The sequence below is a fragment of the Ramlibacter paludis genome, from assembly GCF_022012305.1.
Classification (GTDB): domain Bacteria; phylum Pseudomonadota; class Gammaproteobacteria; order Burkholderiales; family Burkholderiaceae_C; genus Ramlibacter; species Ramlibacter paludis.
Genome location: NZ_JAKLTM010000004.1, coordinates 82933 through 102367 on the forward strand (window position 1 = coordinate 82933; position 19435 = coordinate 102367).

Sequence of the window (19435 nt, forward strand, 5' to 3'; positions counted from 1 at the left end):
CTTTTGCGCGCGCCCAAAGAAAAAGCCGCCCGGAGGCGGCTTCTTCCCAAGCTTGGAAGCTTACTTGGTGGCGCTGGCGGCAGCCGAGGCGGAGCCCGCGGCAGCGGAAGCCGACATGGCAGCGGCGGAAGCCGAGCCGGCAGCCGCGGTGGCGGCAGCGTCGGCGGCCGGGGCGGGAGCCGGGGCCGGAGCCGGGGTCACGACGACGGGGGCCGGGGCGGGAGCGGGAGCCGGCTCTTCCTTCTTGCCGCAAGCGGCGAGGGCAGCGGCGGCGATCAGCGTGGCCAGAACGAGCGAATTCTTCATTTCAGGTTTCCTTCAGGGGATGGGAGACAAGTTTCCGGAAAGTGTCCCGGCGGCTTTTGTACCGCTAGTGACCGAGTGGAAAAAGCTCGTGCGCTTTCCAGCTCAGCCAACAATTATAGCCATTTACCGAGCGCTGCTCGGGGATTACCCGGTGCGATGGGAACTCTACAGGCCGAGCGTGGTCGCGGGGAACGCCGGCGTGGCCTTGCGCAGCCATTCGTCGAGCCCTTCGCGCAGCGCCACGCGGCGGTCCGGCTCGCTGCCGCAATAGCCATTGCTGCGCTCGAGGTCGCGCCGCTCGAGCACCCAGGAAGGGCTCCAGATCGCGCTGGGCAGCTCGAGTGCGTCGGCCGAGGGACAGGCCACCGCGGTGATGATGTGCGACCAGGTGCCGCGCCAGGTGACGAAGCGGGGATGCTTGCGCACCACCGCGTCGTAGCGCTTGGCCAGCAGCACGCAGTGCCGGCCGCTCTTCGCCCAGGACTGCAGCGAGTCGACCACGGCGCGCTCGCCGAGCGGCCAGTCGTCGAAGGTGGCATCGGCAAGCACCAGCTCGCGCCAGCCTTCGCGCGCCGCGGTGGCGAAGGCATCGCGCACCAGCTGCCTGAAGTCCTCTCGGCCCTCGAAGCGCCGTGACGGCAGCGCTGCCGGTTCGGCTTCGTTCACCTTGTCGCTGTCGCTCATCCTCGCCCTCCTTCGGCGTGGGCCCAGCCGGCCTCGCACCATGATTGCAGCAGTTCGCGCGCGCCCTCGCTGGCGCCTTCGAGGTCGGCCCGGACCAGGCGGCGCGTGTCGGCCAGCCGGCGCATCAGTGCCGCGTCGCGGCCGCCGGCGCGCCAGGACTCGCCGTTGACGAACACGTGCTTCGCATCGTGCAGCATGCGCGTGCGCGGATCGAGCACCACGCCCTGCAGGCGGCGTGGCACCGCCTGCGCCTCGAACCACACGTTGCCCTTGGGCTCGGTGAGGTATTCGCCGAGCGCCCGGTCCAGGGCCGTGGGGTCCTTCATCGCGGCGGCCAGCGCCTCCTGCGCGAAGCCGCGCAAGGCCTCGGGGATCGCGCCCGGCGTCGCCGTGGCGGGCTGCGACGGGTCGCGGTACAGGCGCTCGTCGAGGTCGCCGGCTTCGTCGGCGATGCGCTGCAGCAGTTCGCGCGCGAGCTCGGCGCGGGCCGGTGCGCGAAAGCCGATCGAGTAGGTCTGGCACTCGCCGACCGCCACGCCGTCGTGGGCGTAGAGCGGCGGCAGGTAGAGCATGTCGCCCGGCTCCAGGTCGTATTCGGCCTCCGGCTGGAAGTCGGCCAGGATCTTCAGCGGCACGCCTTCCTGCAGGTCCAGGTTCTTCTGGCGGCCGATGCGCCAGCGGCGCGTGCCTTGCGCCTGCAGCAGGAACACGTCGTAGCTGTCGAAGTGCGGGCCGACCCCGCCGCCGTCGCTGGCCCAGCTGATCATCAGGTCGTCCAGGCGCGCGGCCGGCACGAAGGCGAACTGCTGCAGCAGCGCGTGGATGCCGGCGTCGTGCAGGTCGACGCCTTGCACCAGCAGGGTCCAGTCCGGCTGCGACAAGGCCGGCAGCGCGCGGCGGCCGAAGGGCCCGCGCTGCAGGCGCCAGCCGTCGCGGCCCTGGCGCGCGACCAGGCGGGACTCGACATCGTCGCGCTGCGCCAGCGCGAACAGGTCCTTGCGCGCCACCAGCGGCCGGAAGCCGGGGATGGCGCCGCGCACCAGCAGCGGCTTCTTTTGCCAGTGGCGCTTCATGAACTGCTCCGGCGTGAGGCCGCCGAGCAGCGTGAGGGGTTCGTGGATATCCATCGGTTCCGTATTGGGTGTCCGGCTTTCAATTCGAGGATCGCGCGGAGCATCGCGCAGCGCGGTCCCCCTTGAGGAGAGGATCCGGCTTTGCCGGTCTTCTCCTCACTGATCAGCCACTGCGAAAAGTCGCATCGCGACTTTTCGCAGTGAAATGAGACAATTCTGCTATGGAAATTACACAGCAATGCGTGGTCGCGCTCACGTGGACCTTGAAGGACACGCTGGGCGAGGAGCTCGACCAGCTGGAGGAGCCGGTGGAGTTCCTCGTGGGCGGCAGCGACCTGCTGGCCAAGATCGAGGAGGCCCTGCAAGGCCACGAGCCCGGCGACCGGGTCGACCTGCACCTGGAGCCCGAAGATGCCTTCGGCGACTACGACGAGCAACTGGTCTTCCTGGAGCCGCGCGAGCTGTTCCCCGCGGAAGTCGAGGAAGGCATGACCTACGAAGGCCTGCCGGCGGGCGCCACCAGCCAGGATGCGCCGGCGGACGTGCTGTACACGGTGACCGAGGTGTACCCGGAACACGTGGTGCTCGATGGCAACCATCCGCTGGCCGGGATTGCGCTGCGGCTGCACCTGAAGGTGGAAGGCGTGCGCGAGGCGACCGATGATGAAATTGGCGCGGGAACGCTGGGCGCGGGATTCTTCAAGGTCGCCTAGATCCGTCATTCCCGCGGAGGCGGGAATCCAGAGCTCCCAAATGAAAAGCGGCCCGAGGGCCGCTTTTGCCTGGGTCCCCGCCTGCGCGGGGATGACGCTTAGGCGCGATAGATCGTGCCGTTGTCGACGCGCACGCGGTCGCCCACGTGCAGGTCGCCGGTGGCCGGCACTTCATAGGTGCGCATGCCGCCGTTGTCGGTGGTCATCGTGATGCGATAGCCGGGAGCGGTCGTCGCGCCGGCCTGGTTGCGGGCGATGTGGCTGCCGATCACGGCGCCACCCACGCCACCCAGCACCGTCGCCGCGGCACGGCCCGTGCCGCCGCCGATCAGGCTGCCGACACCCGCGCCCACCAGGCCGCCGACCACGGCGCCCACGACGCCGTTGGTGGGGCTGGTCGCGCCGACCGGCATGTATTCGATGTTGGTGATGCGGCCGTACTCGACGCCGGCGGTCTGGGTCGTGTAGACCGTGGGGCCGCTCGCCGGATAGCTGGAATAGCCAGGCATCGTGGGGTTGGCGCAGGCGGCCAGCATGGCCACGCTGACAGCACCGATGACCAGGGCGGGAACGCGGGTGAAATTACGCATGATCTTTTCCTTCGTTGGGTTCCGGCCGCTCGCCATGAGCTCGCCGTGTGAATCCCATTGAAGCTGGACCGCCCTACGCTCGTACCAAGGCATTGGCGCGGATTTTCGTAGGCCGACAGCCCGTTCGGCTTGTAGGCGCAGGCAGACTCAGCCCTTGCCCGTCGAGCCGTAGCCGCCGGCTCCCCGCTCGGTGGCGGGAAATTCCTGCACGACGTTGAAGCTGGCTTGCACGACCGGCACCACCACCAGCTGCGCGAGCCTTTCCATCGGCTGCAGCGTGAAGGCGACGTCGCTGCGGTTCCACGCGCTCACCATCAGCTGCCCCTGGTAGTCGCTGTCGATCAGCCCGACCAGGTTGCCCAGCACGATCCCGTGCTTGTGGCCCAGCCCCGAGCGCGGCAGGATGAGCGCGGCGTAGCCCGGGTCCTTCAGCCAGATGGCGATGCCGGTGGGCACCAGCTGCCAGGCGTTGGGTTCCAGCGTGAGCGGCGCTTCGATGCAGGCGCGCAGGTCGAGGCCGGCACTGCCGGGGGTGGCATACGCCGGCAGCTGGCCGGCCATGCGGGGGTCGAGGATCTTGACGTCGATCTGCATTTCTTCGTTCAGCGTTCAGCGCTTGGCGTTGGACCTGGGGAGCCGGCGCGCGATCTCGGCGGTGAGGCGGCGCGCCAGCTCCAGCTTGGGAGCGCGCGGCAGTTCCTGCTCGCCCTGGGCATCCACCAGCAGCAGCTGGTTGTCGTCCTGGCCGAAGGTGAGCGGGCCGATGTTGCCCACCAGCAGCGGAATGCCCTTGCGTTCGCGCTTGGCCTTGGCGTGGTTGGCGAGGTCGTGGCTCTCGGCCGCGAAGCCCACGCAGAACAGCTTGCCGCTCCGGGCGCGCTCGTCCTTCGCCACGGTCGCGAGGATGTCGGGGTTCTCCATGAAGGCGACGGTGGGCGCGGCGCCGGTGCCGTCCTTCTTGATCTTCTGGTCCGCCGAGGTTGCGGGTCGCCAGTCGGCGACAGCGGCGGTGGCGATGAAGACGTCGGCGGCCGGCACTTCGGCCAGCGTCGCGGCCAGCATGTCGCGGGCCGACTTCACGTCCACCCGCAGCACGCCGCGCGGCGTGGCCAGGGACACCGGCCCGGCGATCAGCGTGACTTCGGCGCCCGCTTCGTGGGCCGCGCGCGCGATCGCGAAGCCCATCTTGCCGGAGGAATGGTTGGTGATGCCGCGGATCGGATCCAGCGCCTCGAAGGTCGGCCCGGCCGTGACCACAACGCGCTTGCCGGCCAGCGACTTCGGCTGGAAGAAGCTGATCACGTCCTCGAGGATCTGCGCCGGCTCCAGCATGCGGCCGTCACCGGTCTCGCCGCAGGCCTGGAAGCCGCTGCCGACGCCGAGGATGGTCGCGCCGTCGGCCGCCAGCTGCACCATGTTGCGCTGCGTCGCCGGATGGGCCCACATCTCGCGGTTCATGGCCGGCGCGATCAGCAGCGGCACGCGGTCGATGGGCCGCGCCAGGCACAGCAGGCTCAGGAGTTCGTCGGAGCGCCCTTGCACCAGCCGCGCCATGAAGTCCGCGCTGCACGGCGCGATGAGAATGGCGTCGGCTTCCCGCGACAGGTTGATGTGCGGCATGTTGTTCGCCTCGCGGGCATCCCACTGCGAGGTGTAGACGCTGCGGTTCGACAACGCCTGCATGGTCACGGGCGTGATGAATTGCTCGGCGGCCTCGGTCATCACCACCTGCACGGTGGCGCCCTCCTTCACGAGCAGGCGCGTCAGTTCCGCCGACTTGTAGCAGGCGATGCCGCCGGTGAGCCCCAGGACGATGTGCTTGCCAGCCAGGTCGTTCATGGGCTGGGAGTGTAAGGGGGCTCACCCTCCCCCGTATAATCTCGCTTTACCACCTCCTCGGGAGCCACCCTCCCGACCTGACATGACCAAATTCGTCTTCGTCACCGGCGGTGTGGTGTCCTCCCTGGGCAAGGGAATCGCCTCAGCCTCCCTCGCAGCGATCCTCGAGTCGCGGGGCCTCAAAGTCACCCTCATCAAGCTCGATCCGTACCTGAACGTCGATCCGGGCACGATGTCGCCGTTCCAGCACGGCGAGGTGTACGTCACCGACGACGGCGCCGAGACCGACCTCGACCTGGGCCACTACGAGCGCTTCGTGACGACGCGCATGCGCAAGTCCAACAACTTCACCACCGGCCAGATCTACAAGTCGGTGCTGGAGAAGGAACGCCGCGGCGACTACCTGGGCAAGACCGTGCAGGTCATTCCCCACGTCACCAACGAGATCCAGGAATACATCCGGCGCGGCGCCGGCCTCGGCACGCCCAACGAGGTGGACGTGGCGATCGTCGAGATCGGCGGCACCGTGGGCGACATCGAGTCCCTGCCCTTCCTGGAAGCCGTGCGGCAGATGGCGCTGAAGCAGGGCCAGAACAATTCGGCCTTCGTGCACCTCACCTACGTGCCCTGGATCGCCGCCGCCGGCGAGCTGAAGACCAAGCCCACGCAGCACACCGTGCAGAAGATGCGCGAGATCGGCATCCAGCCCGACGCCCTGCTGTGCCGCGCCGACCGCAACATCCCCGAGGACGAGGCAGAGAAGATCAGCCTGTTCACCAACGTGCCGCGCTGGGGCGTGATCTCCATGCCGGACGTGGACACCATCTACAAGGTGCCGCGCGTGCTGCACGAGCAGGGCCTGGACGGCCTGATCTGCGACAAGCTGCGCCTGAACACGCCGCCGGCCAACCTGAAGCGCTGGGACGACCTGGTGCACGAGGTGGAGCATCCGCGCGGGGAAGTCACCATCGCCATGGTCGGCAAGTACGTCGACCTGTCGGACAGCTACAAGTCGCTCAACGAGGCGCTGCGCCACGCCGGCCTGAAGAACCACGTGCGGGTGAAGATCGACTACGTCGACTCCGAGACCATCACGCCGGCCACGGTCAATCAGCTGTCCAAGTACGACGCGATCCTGGTGCCCGGCGGCTTCGGCAAGCGCGGCATCGAAGGCAAGATCGCTGCGGCCCGTTTCGCCCGCGAGAACAAGCTGCCTTACCTGGGCATCTGCCTGGGCATGCAGGTCGCGACCATCGAGTACGCACGCGACGTCGCCGGCCTGAAGGACGCGAACAGCACCGAGTTCGAACCGCAGACGCCGCATCCCGTGATCGCGCTGATCACCGAGTGGAAGGACGCCGACGGCACCATCAAGACGCGCACCGAGCAGTCCGACCTGGGCGGCACCATGCGCCTGGGCGCGCAGAGCTCCGACGTCGCGCCCAACACGCTGGCCCACGAGATCTACGGCGACGTCGTCACCGAGCGGCACCGCCACCGCTACGAAGCCAACGTGCAGTACCTCGACCAGCTGCGCGCGGCCGGCCTGGTGATCTCGGCGCTGACGCAGCGCGAGCACCTCACCGAGATCGTCGAGCTGCCGCGCACCGTGCACCCCTGGTACATGGGCGTGCAGTTCCACCCCGAGTTCAAGTCGACGCCCTGGGACGGGCACCCCCTCTTCAACTCGTTCATCCACGCCGCCGTCACGCACCAGGCGGGCGGCTCGCAGAAGTCCGGCAAGTCCCTGAAAGCGGTGGCCTGACATGAAACTCTGTGGCTTCGACGTCGGTCTCGACCGGCCCTTCTTCCTGATCTCCGGCCCCTGCGTGGTCGAGTCCGAGCAGCTGCAGATGGACGTGGCCGGCCAGCTGAAGGAGATCACCTCGGCGCTGGGCATCCCCTTCATCTTCAAGAGCAGCTACGACAAGGCCAACCGCTCCTCCGGCAGCAGCTTCCGCGGTCCCGGCATGGAGAAGGGCCTGGAGATCCTGGCCAAGGTGAAGCGCGAACTGAAGGTGCCCATCCTCACCGACGTGCACACCGAAGCCGAGATCCCCCGCGTCGCCGAAGTGGTCGACGTGCTGCAGACGCCCGCCTTCCTGTGCCGCCAGACCGACTTCATCCGCGCCGTCGCCCAGAGCGGCAAGCCGGTGAACATCAAGAAGGGCCAGTTCCTCGCCCCCGGCGACATGAAGAACGTGATCCAGAAGGCCCGCGACGCCGCGCGCGAGAAGGGCCTGCCGGAAGACAGCTTCATGGCCTGCGAACGCGGCGCCAGCTTCGGCTACAACAACCTGGTGAGCGACATGCGCTCGCTGGCCATCATGCGCGAGACCGGCGCCCCGGTCGTCTTCGACGCCACTCATTCGGTGCAGCTGCCGGGCGGCCAGGGCACCAGCTCGGGCGGCCAGCGCGAACACGTGCCGGTGCTGTCGCGCGCGGCCATCGCGGTCGGCGTGGCCGGCGTCTTCATGGAAACGCACCCGGACCCGGCCAAGGCGCTGTCCGACGGGCCGAACGCGGTGCCGCTGAAGCACATGCGCGCGCTGCTGGAAACGCTGGTGGAGATCGACCGCATCACCAAGAAGAACGGCTTCCTGGAGAACGACTTTGCCTAGCGCCTACATCCTCGCCAACGTCGACGTGAAGGACCCGGCCGCGTATGAGGAGTACAAGCGGCTGTCCACCATCGCCATGAAGGCGCACGGCGCCGAGGTGTGCGTGCGCGGCGGCAAGACCGAGGTGCTGGAAGGCGACTGGACGCCGGATCGCGTCGTGCTGCTGAAATTCCCGTCGGTGGAGAAGGCGCGCGCCTTCTACGACTCCACCGAGTACAAGGCCGCCATCCGGGCCCGCCAGGACATCGCTGTGATGCGCATGGTCCTGATCGAAGGTGTCTGAAGAATTCCAAACTCTCCGAAAAGAAAGCAATGAGCGCTATCGTTGACATCGTCGGCCGCGAGATCCTGGACTCGCGCGGCAATCCCACCGTGGAGTGCGACGTCCTGCTGGAGTCCGGCACCATGGGCCGCGCCGCCGTGCCCTCGGGCGCGTCCACCGGTTCGCGCGAGGCCATCGAGCTGCGCGACGGCGATCCGAAGCGCTACCTGGGCAAGGGCGTGCTCAAGGCCGTGGAGCACATCAACACCGAGATCTCCGAGTCGGTGCTGGGCCTGGATGCCTCCGAGCAGAACTTCCTGGACAAGACGCTGATCGACCTGGACGGCACCGACAACAAGAGCCGCCTGGGCGCCAACGCCACGCTGGCCGTGTCGATGGCCGTGGCCCGCGCCGCGGCCGAAGAGTCCGGCCTGCCGCTGTACCGCTACTTCGGCGGCATGAACGGCTGCCAGCTGCCGGTGCCGATGATGAACGTCGTCAACGGCGGCGCGCACGCGAACAACAACCTGGACCTCCAGGAACTGATGATCATCCCGGTGGGCGCGCCCAGCTTCCGCGAAGCGCTGCGCTACGGCGCCGAGGTGTTCCACGCGCTCAAGAAGATCATCCACGACAAGGGCATGTCCATCGCCGTCGGCGACGAAGGCGGCTTCGCCCCGAACGTGGAGAACCACGAAGCGGCGATCCAGATGATCCTGCAGGCCATCGAGAAAGCCGGCTACATCCCCGGCGAGCAGATCGCCCTGGGCCTGGACTGCGCCTCCAGCGAGTTCTACAAGGACGGCATCTACGACCTGAGCGCCGAAGGCCAGCGCCTCTCCGCCGCCGACTGGACGTCGACGCTGGAAAGCTGGGTCTCCAAGTACCCGATCATCAGCATCGAGGACGGCATGGCCGAAGGCGACTGGGACGGCTGGCAGCACCTGACCGAACGCCTGGGCCGCAAGGTGCAGCTGGTGGGCGACGACCTGTTCGTCACCAACACGAAGATCCTGAAGGAAGGCATCGAGAAGGGCATCGCCAACTCGATCCTGATCAAGATCAACCAGATCGGCACGCTGACCGAGACCTTCGCCGCCATCGAGATGGCCAAGCGCGCCAACTACACCGCGGTGATCTCGCACCGCTCGGGCGAGACGGAAGACAGCACCATCTCCGACATCGCCGTCGGCACCAACGCCGGCCAGATCAAGACCGGCTCGCTGAGCCGCAGCGACCGGATGGCCAAGTACAACCAGCTGCTGCGCATCGAGGAAGACCTCGGCGACGTGGCGCAGTACCCGGGCCGCGCAGCCTTCTACAACCTGCGCAAGATCTAGGAGCGTGAGCAGCCGCACCGTCGCCGTCCTGCTTGTCGCGCTGCTGCTGGCCGTGCAAGGCCAGCTGTGGTTCGGCCGCGGCAGCGTCGTCGAGGTGCGGCACATGCAGCAGAAGCTGGACGAGCAGAAGGCGCGCAACACCGCCGCCCAGCAGGCCAACGAGCGCCTCGGCGCCGAAGTGCGCGACCTGCAGGAAGGCCTCGACATGGTCGAAGAAAAAGCCCGGTCCGAGTTGGGCATGGTCAAGCCCAACGAGATCTACGTCCAGATCGCCAAGTGAAGCCCCGCACCGTGTCGCTGGTCGGCGCGGAGAGCACCGGCAAGACGCAACTCGCTCGGGAACTCGCGGATCATTTCGGCGGCGCCTGCGTGGCCGAAGTGCTGCGCGAGTGGTGCGCGCGCGAAGGACGCACGCCCCGGCCCGAGGAGCTGCTGACTATCGCCCTGGAGCACGAGCGGCGGGTGGAAGCGGCGGCTGCCAGTAGCGCCTTCGTCGTTTCCGATGCCGGCCCCTTGATGGTGGCGATCTACGGCGGCCTGCTGTTCGCAGACCATCCCCTCTTCCGCTTCGCGCTCGAACGCCAGGCGGCCTACGGCGCGACGCTGGTCACCGGCCTCGACCTGCCCTGGGTGGCGGACGGCCTGCAGCGCGATGCAGCGCATCCGCGCGAAGAGGTCGACGCGCTGGTGCGCGACATCCTGCGGCAGGCAGCGATTCCGTTCCAGGTGGTGTACGGCCAGGGTGCCGACCGGCTGCAGGCTGCGCTGGCGGCGCTCGGTGCCGGCAAGCCGCTCTCGGCGCGCGAGAGCAGCCGGACGTGGTCGTGCGAGAAGTGCAGCGACCCGGAGTGCGAGCACCGATTGTTCAGGCGGCTGGGCTTGGGTTAGTCGCCCGCCAGGCCGCGACCGCTGCCGGCACCGCGCCGATCTCGCGGATCGCCTGCACCCCGGCGATCTTCCTGCGCCCGATCGCGGGACAGCTCCCTCCGGCCCAGAGCGCCACCCGCGTCGGCAGCTCCCCGCGCAATTGCTCCAAACCCCGCATCGCCAGTGACGGGCTGTGGCTCGCGCTGAAGCTCAGGCCCACGATGTCGGCGTCGAAGGCTGCAGCCGCGGCGAGCAGCTCCGCCACCGGCACTCGCACGCCCAGCGAGATGCAGCGGCAGCCCTGCAAGGCCAGCATCGCCTGCGCCATCAGCAGGCCCAGGCCGTGCGACTCCGTGGGAAGGGTCGCCAGCACCACGTTCGGCGGCGCCTGCATGCCGGCCCCCGGCAGCTGCAGCAGCGCGTGGTGCAGCAGCTGCTCCATCACCTCGGTGTAGAGGTGTTCCTCGTAGACCTGCAAGGCGCCGCGGGCCCAGGCTTCCCCCACCAGCTCGTTCAGGGCGGGCATCCGGCCGGTAATGAATCCAGCCAGGCCCAGGCTGCGTACTGACTCATCAAGATGCTTCGCCAACCCTTGCGCGTCATGCGCCCGCAGCAGATCCAGCACCGGATCGTCCCCGTCGACCGCCGGCCCGGGCGCATGCGTGCCGGCCGTCGCGTCCGCCAGGGCGACGAGCTGCTCGGTGGGCAGGGGCACCAGGCGGCCGGGCCGCAGGCCGCGCGCCACCAGGGCGGCGATCAGGCGCAGCTTCTCGACCTGTTCGGGGCCGTAGCTGCGCTCGTCGCGCAGGTCGCGCTCCGGGCGCGGAAAGCCGTAGCGCCGCTCCCAGATGCGCAAGGTCGCGCGCGCGATGCCGGTGGCCTGCTCCACCGAGGCGATCGGCATTCCGTTGACTTCCCCGCTTGTTTGCACCATGCCGCCATTTTGTTCCCGTTCCACTCCACCGAGGTTCCCATGCAGCGTTTTCCCTTCCCCTGGCTGGCAGCTTGCGCTGCGGCTGCCGCGCTCTCCTGCACCGCCCTGCCCGCGGCCGCCGTGGAACCCGAGGTCATCGGCCATCCGTGGGTGGTGCCGCCGCCCCAGCGCGCCCCCGAGGCCTACTTCACCAACGTGAAGGACGGCGACGTGCTGGACGCGCCCTTCGTGCTGCGCTTCGGCCTGGGCATGCGGGGCCTGGTCCCGGCGGGCCAGACGGCGGGCCGGGCCGGCCACCACCACCTGCTGGTCAACCAGCCGCTGCCGCTGGACTTCAAGCAGCCGCTGCCGTTCACGGAGAAGTACATCCACTTCGGCAAGGGGCAGATGGAGCACGTGGTCGACCTGCCGCCCGGCAGCTACACCTTCAACCTGCTGCTGGCCGACCAGGGCCACATCCCTTATTTCGTCTACGGCAAGCCGGTGCGGCTGACCATCCGGGCCCGGCGGCCGGTGCCGGCGGCGCAGGTCGCCGGCGCGCCGCGCGTGCAGATCCTGGCGCCGGCCGCCGACGCCGTCGTGAGCGGTCCCGTGCGGGTGCAGTTCCATGCGAGCGGCTACAACGTGGCGCATGCCGACGCCGCCGTGGCCGGCACGGGGCACTTCCGCCTGAGCCTGGCGCGCGCGGGCAAGCCGCCCGAGGTGATGGAATTCCGCGGCGGCCAGACCGAAGCCTGGCTGCTGCCGCCGAAGGGCGAGTACCAGATGACGCTCGAACTGGTGAGCAACACCGCGGCCGGCAAGGTGACGGCCGCGGCGCCGGCGCAGCGCCTGGTCGTGGGGGCGGCGGCTTCGCTCTGAAGCCTATTGCACCGTGGTCGGCCCGGGCGGCTTGTCGCCCGGCGGCATGAAGATCTGGGCCGAATCCACCGCGTCGAAGCGGTAGTGCTGCCCGCAGAAGTCGCAGGACACGTCGATCTCGCCGCGCTCTTCCAGGATGCTCTCGGCCTCGTCGCGCCCCAGGCCGCGGATCATGCCGGCCACGCGTTCGCGGCTGCAGGTGCAGGCGAAGCGCGGGGTCTGCACGTCGAGGCGCAGCATCTTCTCCTGCCAGAAGAGGCGGCGCAGGATGGTCTCCACGTCCAGCTGCAGCAGCTCCGCGGACGTGAGGCTCGCGGCCAGCGTGGAGATGCGGTTGAAGTGCTCGAGCTGCTCCTCCATCTCCATCTTCTGGCCGCCCAGGTTGCCCTCGCCCTCGGCGGGCAGGCGCTGGATCAGGAGGCCCGCGGCGACGTTCTCGTCGGCGGCCAGCACCAGCCTGGTATCGAGCTGCTCCGACTGCCGCATGTAGTGCTCGATCACGTCGGCCAGCCGCGGCTGCGCCGGGCCATGCGAGGCGTTGAGCGGCACCACGCCCTGGTAGGCCTGCTGGCCCGGCATCTTGTCCTTGGGATCCAGCGTGATCGCACAGCGGCCGCGGCCGTTGACGTTGACCAGCTGCTGCAGGTGCGCATCGGGCGCGACCTCGCCCACCACCTTGGCCGTGACGCGCAGGCTCAGGTCCTGCTGCACCTCGGCCACCGCCACCTTGACGGGCCCCTCGCCGAAGATCTGCAGGATCAGGGCGCCGTTGAACTTGATGTTGGCCTGCATCAGCGCGCCGGCCGCGGCCATCTCGCCGAGCATCTCGGCCACCGGCCAGGGCCACACCTCGCCGGCGTCGGCCGCGCGGCGCCGCTTGAGGATCTCGACCCAGGCGTCCGTCAGGCGCACGATCACCCCGCGCACCGGGAGGCCGTCGAACAGGAATTTGTGCAGTTCGGACATCGATCAGCCGATCTTCTTCAGCCGCGTGCCGTGCACCCTGGCGTTGTCCACGTAATGGGGCGCGAGCTGGGCGAAGCCGGCGATGGCCTGCTCGTCGAGCGTGCGGATGGCCCTGGCCGGCGCGCCGACGATCAGCGAGTTGTCCGGGAACTCCTTGCCTTCGGTGACCACCGCGCCGGCGCCGACCACGCAGTTGCGGCCGATCTTCGCGTTGTTCAGCACCACCGCCTGGATGCCGATCAGCGCGCCGTCGCCGATGGTGCAGCCGTGCAGCATCACCTGGTGGCCGATGGTGACGTTGTCGCCGATCACCAGCGGCACGCCGAAGTCGGCATGCAGCACCGAGAGGTCCTGCACGTTGCTGTTGCGGCCGATGCGGATCTTCTCGACGTCGCCGCGGATCACGGTGCCGTACCAGACGCTGGCGTTCTCGCCCAGCTCCACCTGCCCGATCACCTGGGCACTGTCGGCCACCCAGGCGCCTGCCGCCAGCTGGGGCGCGTTGCCGTCGAGTTCGTAGATCGCCATGGATAATTCGTCGTCAAAACTGGAATTGTAGGGATGGAGCTTCGCCAACGGGCGCTCGATGCCTTGTGTTGCGCCGACCCGGACGAGAAGGTGGCCCTGGCCACCGCGCTCGGGACCTCGGCCGCCCGGTCCACGCTGTCGCCGCACGCACCGCAGCCGAGCCAGCCGGTGCCGGGGCGGCCGCAGCGCCCCGAACTCATCCACCCGGCACGCGTGCCGCGCCGTTCACCGGCCAAGCCCGAGGGCCTGGCGGCGCTGCTGCATGCCATTGCGCACATCGAGTTCAACGCGATCAACCTCGCGCTCGATGCGGCCTGGCGCTTCGAAGGCATGCCGCGCGAATTCCACGACGACTGGATCCGCGTCGCGGCCGAGGAGGCGTATCACTTCACCCTGCTGCGCGACCACCTCGCCTCATTGGGGCATGCCTACGGCGACTTCCCCGCGCACGACGGCCTGTGGATGATGTGCGAGAAGACGGCGGGCGACGTCGTCGCGCGCATGGCTCTGGTGCCGCGCACGCTGGAGGCGCGCGGCCTCGACGCCACGCCGCAGATCCAGGCCAAGCTGCGCCAGGTGAAGACGCCTGCGGCACTGCGCGCGGTGGAGATCCTGGACATCATCCTGCGCGACGAAGTGGGCCACGTCGCCGTGGGCAATCACTGGTATCGCTGGCTGTGCGAGCGCGAGGCGCTCGATCCCGTGGCGCACTACGGCGTGCTGGTGGATCGATATGCCGCGCCGCGGCTGTATCCGCCCTTCAACGAAGAAGCCCGGCTGCGCGCCGGCTTCAGCGAAGAAGAACTGGCATGGCTCACGGCCCCGCGGCCGTGACCTGTCGCGACGCAGGCACCCCTGCCGCCGCGGCGTTCAGGCAGCGACCGGGCGCGCCAAGGCCGCCAGCACCTGTTCCGGCGTGAAAGGCACGGCCCGCAGGCGTGCACCAGTCGCGTCGAACACGGCGTTGCCGATCGCCCCGGGGATCGCGCAAGCGGTGGGCTCGCCGGCGCCCGTGCTCGGCTCGCCGGGGCGGTCGATCAGGTCGACCAACACCTTGGGCACCTGGTCGTGCCGCAGGATGGGGTAGCTGACCCAGTCGCGCGACAGCACCTTGCTGCGGTCCCAGCGCACCTGCTCCATGAGCGTGCGGCTGACGGTCTGGATCACGCCGCCTTCCACCTGGTTGACCGTGCCGTCCGGGTTGACCACCTGGCCGCAGTCGTGCGCCACGCTGACCCGTTCGACGCGGATCTCGCCGCTGCGGCGGTTCACCGCCACCTCGGCCACCGCCGCCACGTAAGTGCTGGAGTTGTTGTAGCGCAGGTAGGCCACGCCGCGTCCGCGGGCAATGTCGCCGGCGCCGGCGCCCGGGTTGAGCCCGACGCGCGACTGCCATCCGGCGCGTTCCAGCGCCTTGCGCAGCACCGCGACGCCGCGCGCATCCTTCAGGTGGCGCAGGCGGAACTCGGCGGGGTCGGCCTGGGCGGCGAACGCCAGTTCGTCGATGAAGCTCTCGTTGGCGAAGGAGTTTTCGATGCGGCCCGGGCTGCGCAGGTGCGCGCTGCGGAAGAAGGCCTGCTCCACGTGGCGCGTGTTGACCCGCACGTTGGGCAGGGCGTAGCCGATGCCGGAGTTCTGGAACAGGAAGCCGACCCAGTTGCCCGGCTTGGGCAAACCGGTTTCGGTGGCCGACAGCAGCGGGAAGTCCAGCGGCTTGAAGGCGACGATGTGGTTCAGCGCGATCCAGAAGTCGCCGTTCCAGGCCGTGATGTTGCCGGCGCCGTCCAGGGCCGCCTCGAAATCCATCGAGCGCGGCGGGCTCTTGGGCGCGCGCGCCGTCTCGTCGTCGCGCATCCATTGCACGCGCACCGGCTGGCCGGTCAGCGTGGCGATCAGCGCGGCGTCGGCGGCGGCGTCCTCGTGGCCGTTGCGGCCGTAGCAGCCCGAGCCTTCCAGGTACACGCAGCGGATCTTCTCGGGCGGCAGGCCGACGATGGGGGCGAGTTCGCTCACCAGCGAGTGGGTGGCCTGCGAGGCCGTCCACACCGTCAGTTCGCCGCCCTCCACCCGCGCCACCGCGCATGACGGGCCCGAGGAAGCATGCGTCTGCACCGCGAAGTCGTAGCGCGCCTTGAGCTTGCGCGGCGCGGCGGCCAGGGCCGCATCGACGTCGCCCACCTTCTGCGTGACGTCCTGCTTGGCCAGCGGCCGGCTGCGCCAGTGGTCGAAGACGGTGGCCGGGTCGGGCAGGCCCGTGCCAGGGCCCCATTGCGTCTTCATGGCGCGCATGGCCTTGATGGCGGCCCATTCGTCGCGCGCCACGACGGCCAGGAAGTCGCCCTTGCGCACCGTGCGCACGAAGCCCCGCACCTTGCGGGCGGCGCCATCGTCGAAGGCCAGCAGCGGCGCACCCAGGTCCTCCGGGCGCAGCACGCGGGCATGCAGCATGCCGGGCAGCCGGAAGTCGTGCACGTAGGTGAACTCCCCGGTGACCTTGCCGGGGATGTCGACCCGGCGGATCGACTGGCCGATCACCTTGCATTCGGCGGCTTTCTTGAGCACCGCCTTCTCGTCGACCTGCAGCGCGAGCGGCTGGCCGGCGACCAGCTGGGCGTAGGTCAGGCGGGCGTCGCCACTGCGGGCGCGGACGGCGCCGTCGGCGGTGAGCAGTTCCGTCGCCGGCACGCCCAGGCGCGCAGCGGCGCGCTCCAGCAGCATGGCGCGCGCCGTGGCGCAGGCGCGGCGCAACTCGGTGCCACCCTGCGCAATGGTGAGGTTGGCGCCGGTGATCCACTGGTCCGGCGTCGTGCCGGTGTCGCCCATCACGAGGGTGATGCGCTCGAACGGCAGGTCGAGTTCCTCGGCGGCGAGCTGCGCCAGGGCGGTGCGGGTGCCGGTTCCCAGGTCCACCTTGCCGACATGGATGGTCGCGTCGCCGTCGGGGCCGAGCGCGACGAAGCTTTCCACCAAATTCTTGGCGACGGCCTTGCGCGGTGCCAGCGCCGCGCTGCCGGCGGCTTGCGCGGGCGCGAACCGGAAGCCGACGACCAGGGCGCCGCTGAGGGCGGCGGTGCGGGCGAGGAACTGGCGGCGGGAAGCAGGAGCAACGATGTTCATGGCGTGCTCCTCAGGCGCTGACCGGCTGGCCCGAGGCGCGCTGCACGGCGCGCACGATCCGCTGGTGGGTTCCGCACCGGCACAGGTTCATCGCGAGGCCCTCGCGGATCTGCTGCTCGGTCGGCCGCGGCGTGCGCTTCAGCAGGTCCGCCGCCTGCATGATCATGCCGTTGATGCAGTAGCCGCACTGGGCCGCCTGCTCGTCGATGAAGGCCTGCTGCAGGGCTGAGGGACGAGCGCTCGAACCCAGGCCCTCCAGGGTCGTCACCCGGCGCGCGCCGACCGCGGAGACCGGCATCACGCAGGAGCGGAACGCCTGGCCGTCGAGGTGGACGGTGCAGGCGCCGCACTGCCCCAGGCCGCAGCCGAACTTGGGGCCGTGCAGTTCGAGCTGGTCGCGCAGCACGTACAGCAGCGGTGTATCGGGCTCGGCCTCCACCTTCTGGGTGCGGCCATTGAGCTGGAGCTGGTAGCGGGGCATGGGTCGTCTCCTCGGGGTTGGGGTTGCTTGCGCTGCCGGGCGGCCTCAGGCGCCGGCGGGATCGCGCGCCAGCGCGCGCTCGCGGATCGCTTCGAAGTCGGCCGGCCGCGGATGCAGGTCCAGCCTTGGGCCGGCCTTGACGATCTGGCTCGGGATGTCGTGGCCGATCAGCGCCGGCAGGCGCGCGGCGGCGGCCAGCAGGCGCGGCAGGTCGATGCCGGTGTCGTAGCCCATGAGGGCCAGCGCATGCGCGATTTCCTCGGTGCACACGTTGCCCGACGCGCCGGGCGCGTAAGGGCAGCCACCGATGCCGCCGAAGCTGGCGTCGAAGCGATCGGCGCCGGCATCGAGGGCCGCCAGCACGTTGGCCAGGCCCATGCCGCGCGTGTTGTGGAAATGCAGGGTCAGCTCGGTGCCGGGCCAGCGGGCGCGGAAGGCCTCGGTCAGCTGCGCCACCTGGGTCGGATAGGCCATGCCGGTGGTGTCGCAAAGCGTCACGCCGTGCGCGCCCAGCTGCTCGACGCAGCGGCCGCACCAGTCCAGCACGCCGGCGCTATCCACATCGCCCTCCATCGGGCAGCCGAAGGCGCAGGAGAGCGAGACGTTGACGGCGACGCCGGCGCCGCGCGCCACCGCGGCCACTTCCGCCAGTCCGGCGAAGGACTGCTCGCGCGTCATCCGCAGGTTGGACAGGTTGTGGCTTTCGGTGGCCGACATCACCAGGTTCAGTTCGTCGGCGCGCGACTCGATGGCGCGCTCGGCGCCGCGCACGTTGGGCACCAGCGCGCTGTAGACCACCTCGGGCGCGCGCCGGATCTCGCGCAGCACCTGCTCGGCGTCGCGCAGCGCGGGGATCGCCTTGGGCGAAACGAAGGCCGTGACCTCGATCTTCGCCAGGCCGGCTGCGGACAGCGCGTCGACCAGCGCCACCTTGTCGGGCGTCGGCACGAAGGCGGACTCGGCCTGCAGGCCGTCGCGCGTGCCCACCTCCTGCAGATAGACGCGGCGGCCGGCGCCGCGCCAGACGCTGGATGCGCTCATGCCACCACCTTCCTTTCGCGCAGGGCCGCGATGTCGCCGGCCGCAAAACCGAGCTCCTGCAGCACCGCATCGGTGTCATCGCCCAGCCTGGGCGCCGAGGAGCGCACGCTGCCCGGCGTGCCGAGCAGCTTGGGCACGATGCCGGGCACTTCCAGCTCGTGGCCGTCGCGCGTCTTCTGCTTCCGGATCATGTCGCGGGCCCGGTAGTGCGGGTCCTCCACGATGTCGCGGGCGGTGTAGACGCGGCCGGCCGGCACCTTGGCCGCGCCCAGCACCTGCAGCACCTCCGTGACGCCGCGCGACTGCGTCCAGGCCTCGATCGCGCGGTCCAGTTCTTCCACGCGTGCCACCCGGCCCGCGTTGTCGGCGAGCGCCGGATCGGCGCCGAGGTCTTCGCGTCCGATCGCCTGCATGAGCCGCTTGAAAATGCTGTCGCCGTTGCCGGCGATCAGCACCACGCCGTCGCTGCAGCGGTAGGCGTTCGAGGGCGCGATGCCCGGCAGCGCCGAGCCGGCCGGCTCGCGCACCGCGCCGAAGGCGCTGTACTCGGGCACCAGGCTCTCCATCACGTTGAACACGGCCTCGGTCAGGGCGACGTCGATCACCTGGCCGCGCCCGCCGTTGACCTTGCGGTGGTACAGCGCCGTCAGCACGCCGATGGTGCCGTGCAGCGCGGCCAGCGTGTCGCCGATCGAGATGCCGCAGCGCACCGGCACCCGGCCCGGCTCGCCGGTCAGGTGGCGCAGGCCGCCCATGGCCTCTCCGATCGCGCCGAAGCCCGGGAGGTCGCGGTAAGGGCCGGTCTGGCCGTAGCCCGAGATGCGCAGCATCACCAGGCCGGGGTTGTCGCGCGCGAGCTCCTCGTACGACATGCCCCAGCCCTCGAGCGTGCCGGGGCGGAAGTTCTCGATCAGCACGTCGGCGCCGGCGATCAGCTGGCGCGCGATCGCCTGGCCTTCCGGGCTGCGCAGGTCGAGCGCGAGCGAGCGCTTGTTGCGCGACTGGACCTGCCACCACACCGAGGTGCCGTCCTGGATCAGGCGCCAGTTGCGCAGCGGGTCGCCCGCGCCGGGCGGCTCGATCTTCACCACGTCGGCGCCGAAGTCGCCCAGGGTCTTGCCGGCGAAGGGACCGGCGATCAGCTGGCCCATCTCCACCACCTTCAGTCCGGCCAGTGCGCCGGGTGCGAGTTGCGGAAGGTCCATGGCGGCC

Annotated in this window: 22 protein-coding genes; 9 read left to right on the forward strand and 13 right to left on the reverse strand. The window is 69.7% G+C overall.

Annotation, left to right across the window (positions count from 1 at the left end):
* Positions 1 to 60 precede the first annotated feature (60 nt).
* The 3 genes from LZ009_RS13930 to LZ009_RS13940 form a co-directional block, all read right to left on the reverse strand.
* On the reverse strand, positions 61 to 306 hold the full coding sequence (locus LZ009_RS13930; RefSeq protein WP_275698551.1) for a hypothetical protein: 246 nt from the start codon (positions 304 to 306) through the stop codon (positions 61 to 63).
* Positions 307 to 471: 165 nt separating this feature from the next.
* Entirely contained in the window at positions 472 to 990 is a 519-nt protein-coding gene (locus tag LZ009_RS13935) for a hypothetical protein (RefSeq protein ID WP_275698552.1), read from the reverse strand.
* A complete protein-coding gene (locus LZ009_RS13940; protein ID WP_275698553.1) occupies positions 987 to 2117 on the reverse strand; it encodes a JmjC domain-containing protein in 1131 nt (376 codons plus the stop codon). The genes LZ009_RS13935 and LZ009_RS13940 overlap by 4 nt, the downstream gene beginning before the upstream one ends.
* Positions 2118 to 2284: 167 nt before the next feature.
* Between LZ009_RS13940 and LZ009_RS13945 the strand changes: the two genes are divergently transcribed.
* Positions 2285 to 2776: an FKBP-type peptidyl-prolyl cis-trans isomerase gene (locus LZ009_RS13945; RefSeq protein ID WP_275698554.1), complete on the forward strand. Its 492-nt coding sequence runs from the start codon at positions 2285 to 2287 to the stop codon at positions 2774 to 2776.
* 98 nt (positions 2777 to 2874) lie between these two features.
* Here LZ009_RS13945 and LZ009_RS13950 read toward each other — a convergent pair whose 3' ends face one another.
* From LZ009_RS13950 to coaBC, 3 genes are all read right to left on the reverse strand, one after another.
* Positions 2875 to 3366: an outer membrane lipoprotein gene (locus LZ009_RS13950; protein WP_275698555.1), complete on the reverse strand. Its 492-nt coding sequence runs from the start codon at positions 3364 to 3366 to the stop codon at positions 2875 to 2877.
* Positions 3367 to 3513: 147 nt separating this feature from the next.
* A complete protein-coding gene (gene dut, locus LZ009_RS13955) occupies positions 3514 to 3960 on the reverse strand; it encodes a dUTP diphosphatase (protein ID WP_275698556.1) in 447 nt (148 codons plus the stop codon).
* Positions 3961 to 3975: 15 nt separating this feature from the next.
* On the reverse strand, positions 3976 to 5205 hold the full coding sequence (gene coaBC, locus LZ009_RS13960) for a bifunctional phosphopantothenoylcysteine decarboxylase/phosphopantothenate--cysteine ligase CoaBC (RefSeq protein ID WP_275698557.1): 1230 nt from the start codon (positions 5203 to 5205) through the stop codon (positions 3976 to 3978).
* A gap of 82 nt (positions 5206 to 5287) precedes the next feature.
* Between coaBC and pyrG the strand changes: the two genes are divergently transcribed.
* The 6 genes from pyrG to LZ009_RS13990 are packed head-to-tail and all read left to right on the forward strand — an operon-like array spanning position 5288 to position 10316.
* Positions 5288 to 6970, forward strand: coding sequence for a CTP synthase (gene pyrG / locus LZ009_RS13965; RefSeq protein ID WP_275698558.1), 1683 nt, complete (start codon positions 5288 to 5290; stop codon positions 6968 to 6970).
* Between the two features lies 1 nt (position 6971).
* Positions 6972 to 7826, forward strand: coding sequence for a 3-deoxy-8-phosphooctulonate synthase (gene kdsA, locus LZ009_RS13970; protein WP_275698559.1), 855 nt, complete (start codon positions 6972 to 6974; stop codon positions 7824 to 7826).
* On the forward strand, positions 7819 to 8109 hold the full coding sequence (locus tag LZ009_RS13975) for a DUF1330 domain-containing protein (protein ID WP_275698560.1): 291 nt from the start codon (positions 7819 to 7821) through the stop codon (positions 8107 to 8109). The genes kdsA and LZ009_RS13975 overlap by 8 nt, the downstream gene beginning before the upstream one ends.
* A 29-nt stretch (positions 8110 to 8138) precedes the next feature.
* A complete protein-coding gene (gene eno, locus LZ009_RS13980; protein WP_275698561.1) occupies positions 8139 to 9428 on the forward strand; it encodes a phosphopyruvate hydratase in 1290 nt (429 codons plus the stop codon).
* Positions 9429 to 9432: 4 nt separating this feature from the next.
* A complete protein-coding gene (locus tag LZ009_RS13985; RefSeq protein ID WP_275698562.1) occupies positions 9433 to 9708 on the forward strand; it encodes a septum formation initiator family protein in 276 nt (91 codons plus the stop codon).
* Positions 9705 to 10316, forward strand: a complete 612-nt coding sequence (locus LZ009_RS13990) for an ATP-binding protein (RefSeq protein ID WP_275698563.1) — start codon at positions 9705 to 9707, stop codon at positions 10314 to 10316. The genes LZ009_RS13985 and LZ009_RS13990 overlap by 4 nt, the downstream gene beginning before the upstream one ends.
* Here the strand turns inward: LZ009_RS13990 and LZ009_RS13995 are convergent.
* Positions 10294 to 11229, reverse strand: a complete 936-nt coding sequence (locus tag LZ009_RS13995) for a cobalamin-dependent protein (protein WP_275698564.1) — start codon at positions 11227 to 11229, stop codon at positions 10294 to 10296. The genes LZ009_RS13990 and LZ009_RS13995 overlap by 23 nt on opposite strands.
* A 39-nt stretch (positions 11230 to 11268) precedes the next feature.
* Between LZ009_RS13995 and LZ009_RS14000 the strand changes: the two genes are divergently transcribed.
* The gene (locus LZ009_RS14000; RefSeq protein WP_275698565.1) at positions 11269 to 12090 is read left to right on the forward strand and encodes a DUF4399 domain-containing protein; all 822 of its coding nucleotides are present in this window, start codon (positions 11269 to 11271) and stop codon (positions 12088 to 12090) included.
* Positions 12091 to 12093: 3 nt separating this feature from the next.
* On the opposite strand, the gene hslO is transcribed toward LZ009_RS14000, so the two are convergent.
* Together hslO and LZ009_RS14010 are read right to left on the reverse strand one after the other, a co-directional pair.
* Positions 12094 to 13056 carry an Hsp33 family molecular chaperone HslO gene (gene hslO / locus LZ009_RS14005; protein ID WP_275698566.1) on the reverse strand — a complete coding sequence of 321 codons (963 nt, stop codon included), beginning with the start codon at positions 13054 to 13056 and terminating at the stop codon, positions 12094 to 12096.
* Between the two features lie 3 nt (positions 13057 to 13059).
* A complete protein-coding gene (locus LZ009_RS14010) occupies positions 13060 to 13584 on the reverse strand; it encodes a gamma carbonic anhydrase family protein (RefSeq protein ID WP_275698567.1) in 525 nt (174 codons plus the stop codon).
* A 33-nt stretch (positions 13585 to 13617) separates the two neighbouring features.
* On the opposite strand from LZ009_RS14010, the gene LZ009_RS14015 reads away from it, so the two are divergent.
* On the forward strand, positions 13618 to 14418 hold the full coding sequence (locus tag LZ009_RS14015; protein WP_275698568.1) for a ferritin-like domain-containing protein: 801 nt from the start codon (positions 13618 to 13620) through the stop codon (positions 14416 to 14418).
* Positions 14419 to 14454: 36 nt separating this feature from the next.
* On the opposite strand, the gene LZ009_RS14020 is transcribed toward LZ009_RS14015, so the two are convergent.
* Genes LZ009_RS14020 through LZ009_RS14035 form a run of 4 tightly spaced genes read right to left on the reverse strand, consistent with a single transcriptional unit; the run spans position 14455 to position 19428 of the window.
* Positions 14455 to 16701: a xanthine dehydrogenase family protein molybdopterin-binding subunit gene (locus tag LZ009_RS14020; protein WP_275698569.1), complete on the reverse strand. Its 2247-nt coding sequence runs from the start codon at positions 16699 to 16701 to the stop codon at positions 14455 to 14457.
* Between the two features lie 10 nt (positions 16702 to 16711).
* Entirely contained in the window at positions 16712 to 17182 is a 471-nt protein-coding gene (locus tag LZ009_RS14025; protein ID WP_275698570.1) for a (2Fe-2S)-binding protein, read from the reverse strand.
* Positions 17183 to 17227: 45 nt separating this feature from the next.
* Positions 17228 to 18223 (reverse strand): hydroxymethylglutaryl-CoA lyase, encoded by a 996-nt coding sequence (locus tag LZ009_RS14030; protein ID WP_275698571.1) that lies wholly within the window; start codon positions 18221 to 18223, stop codon positions 17228 to 17230.
* Positions 18220 to 19428 carry a CaiB/BaiF CoA transferase family protein gene (locus tag LZ009_RS14035; protein ID WP_275698572.1) on the reverse strand — a complete coding sequence of 403 codons (1209 nt, stop codon included), beginning with the start codon at positions 19426 to 19428 and terminating at the stop codon, positions 18220 to 18222. Before LZ009_RS14035 ends, LZ009_RS14030 begins: the two co-directional genes overlap by 4 nt.
* Between the last annotated feature and the right edge of the window lie 7 nt (positions 19429 to 19435).

Coding starts and splice junctions, on each gene's coding strand:
- LZ009_RS13930 (WP_275698551.1), bottom strand. CDS start 306: ATGAAGAATTCGCTCGTTCTGGCCACGCTGATCGCCGCCGCTGCCCTC.
- eno (WP_275698561.1), top strand. CDS start 8,139: ATGAGCGCTATCGTTGACATCGTCGGCCGCGAGATCCTGGACTCGCGC.
- LZ009_RS14000 (WP_275698565.1), top strand. CDS start 11,269: ATGCAGCGTTTTCCCTTCCCCTGGCTGGCAGCTTGCGCTGCGGCTGCC.
- LZ009_RS13945 (WP_275698554.1), top strand. CDS start 2,285: ATGGAAATTACACAGCAATGCGTGGTCGCGCTCACGTGGACCTTGAAG.
- LZ009_RS14025 (WP_275698570.1), bottom strand. CDS start 17,182: ATGCCCCGCTACCAGCTCCAGCTCAATGGCCGCACCCAGAAGGTGGAG.
- coaBC (WP_275698557.1), bottom strand. CDS start 5,205: ATGAACGACCTGGCTGGCAAGCACATCGTCCTGGGGCTCACCGGCGGC.
- LZ009_RS14020 (WP_275698569.1), bottom strand. CDS start 16,701: ATGAACATCGTTGCTCCTGCTTCCCGCCGCCAGTTCCTCGCCCGCACC.
- LZ009_RS14030 (WP_275698571.1), bottom strand. CDS start 18,223: ATGAGCGCATCCAGCGTCTGGCGCGGCGCCGGCCGCCGCGTCTATCTG.
- LZ009_RS14015 (WP_275698568.1), top strand. CDS start 13,618: ATGGAGCTTCGCCAACGGGCGCTCGATGCCTTGTGTTGCGCCGACCCG.
- LZ009_RS14010 (WP_275698567.1), bottom strand. CDS start 13,584: ATGGCGATCTACGAACTCGACGGCAACGCGCCCCAGCTGGCGGCAGGC.
- LZ009_RS13950 (WP_275698555.1), bottom strand. CDS start 3,366: ATGCGTAATTTCACCCGCGTTCCCGCCCTGGTCATCGGTGCTGTCAGC.
- dut (WP_275698556.1), bottom strand. CDS start 3,960: ATGCAGATCGACGTCAAGATCCTCGACCCCCGCATGGCCGGCCAGCTG.
- kdsA (WP_275698559.1), top strand. CDS start 6,972: ATGAAACTCTGTGGCTTCGACGTCGGTCTCGACCGGCCCTTCTTCCTG.
- LZ009_RS14035 (WP_275698572.1), bottom strand. CDS start 19,428: ATGGACCTTCCGCAACTCGCACCCGGCGCACTGGCCGGACTGAAGGTG.
- hslO (WP_275698566.1), bottom strand. CDS start 13,056: ATGTCCGAACTGCACAAATTCCTGTTCGACGGCCTCCCGGTGCGCGGG.
- LZ009_RS13935 (WP_275698552.1), bottom strand. CDS start 990: ATGAGCGACAGCGACAAGGTGAACGAAGCCGAACCGGCAGCGCTGCCG.
- LZ009_RS13940 (WP_275698553.1), bottom strand. CDS start 2,117: ATGGATATCCACGAACCCCTCACGCTGCTCGGCGGCCTCACGCCGGAG.
- pyrG (WP_275698558.1), top strand. CDS start 5,288: ATGACCAAATTCGTCTTCGTCACCGGCGGTGTGGTGTCCTCCCTGGGC.
- LZ009_RS13995 (WP_275698564.1), bottom strand. CDS start 11,229: ATGGTGCAAACAAGCGGGGAAGTCAACGGAATGCCGATCGCCTCGGTG.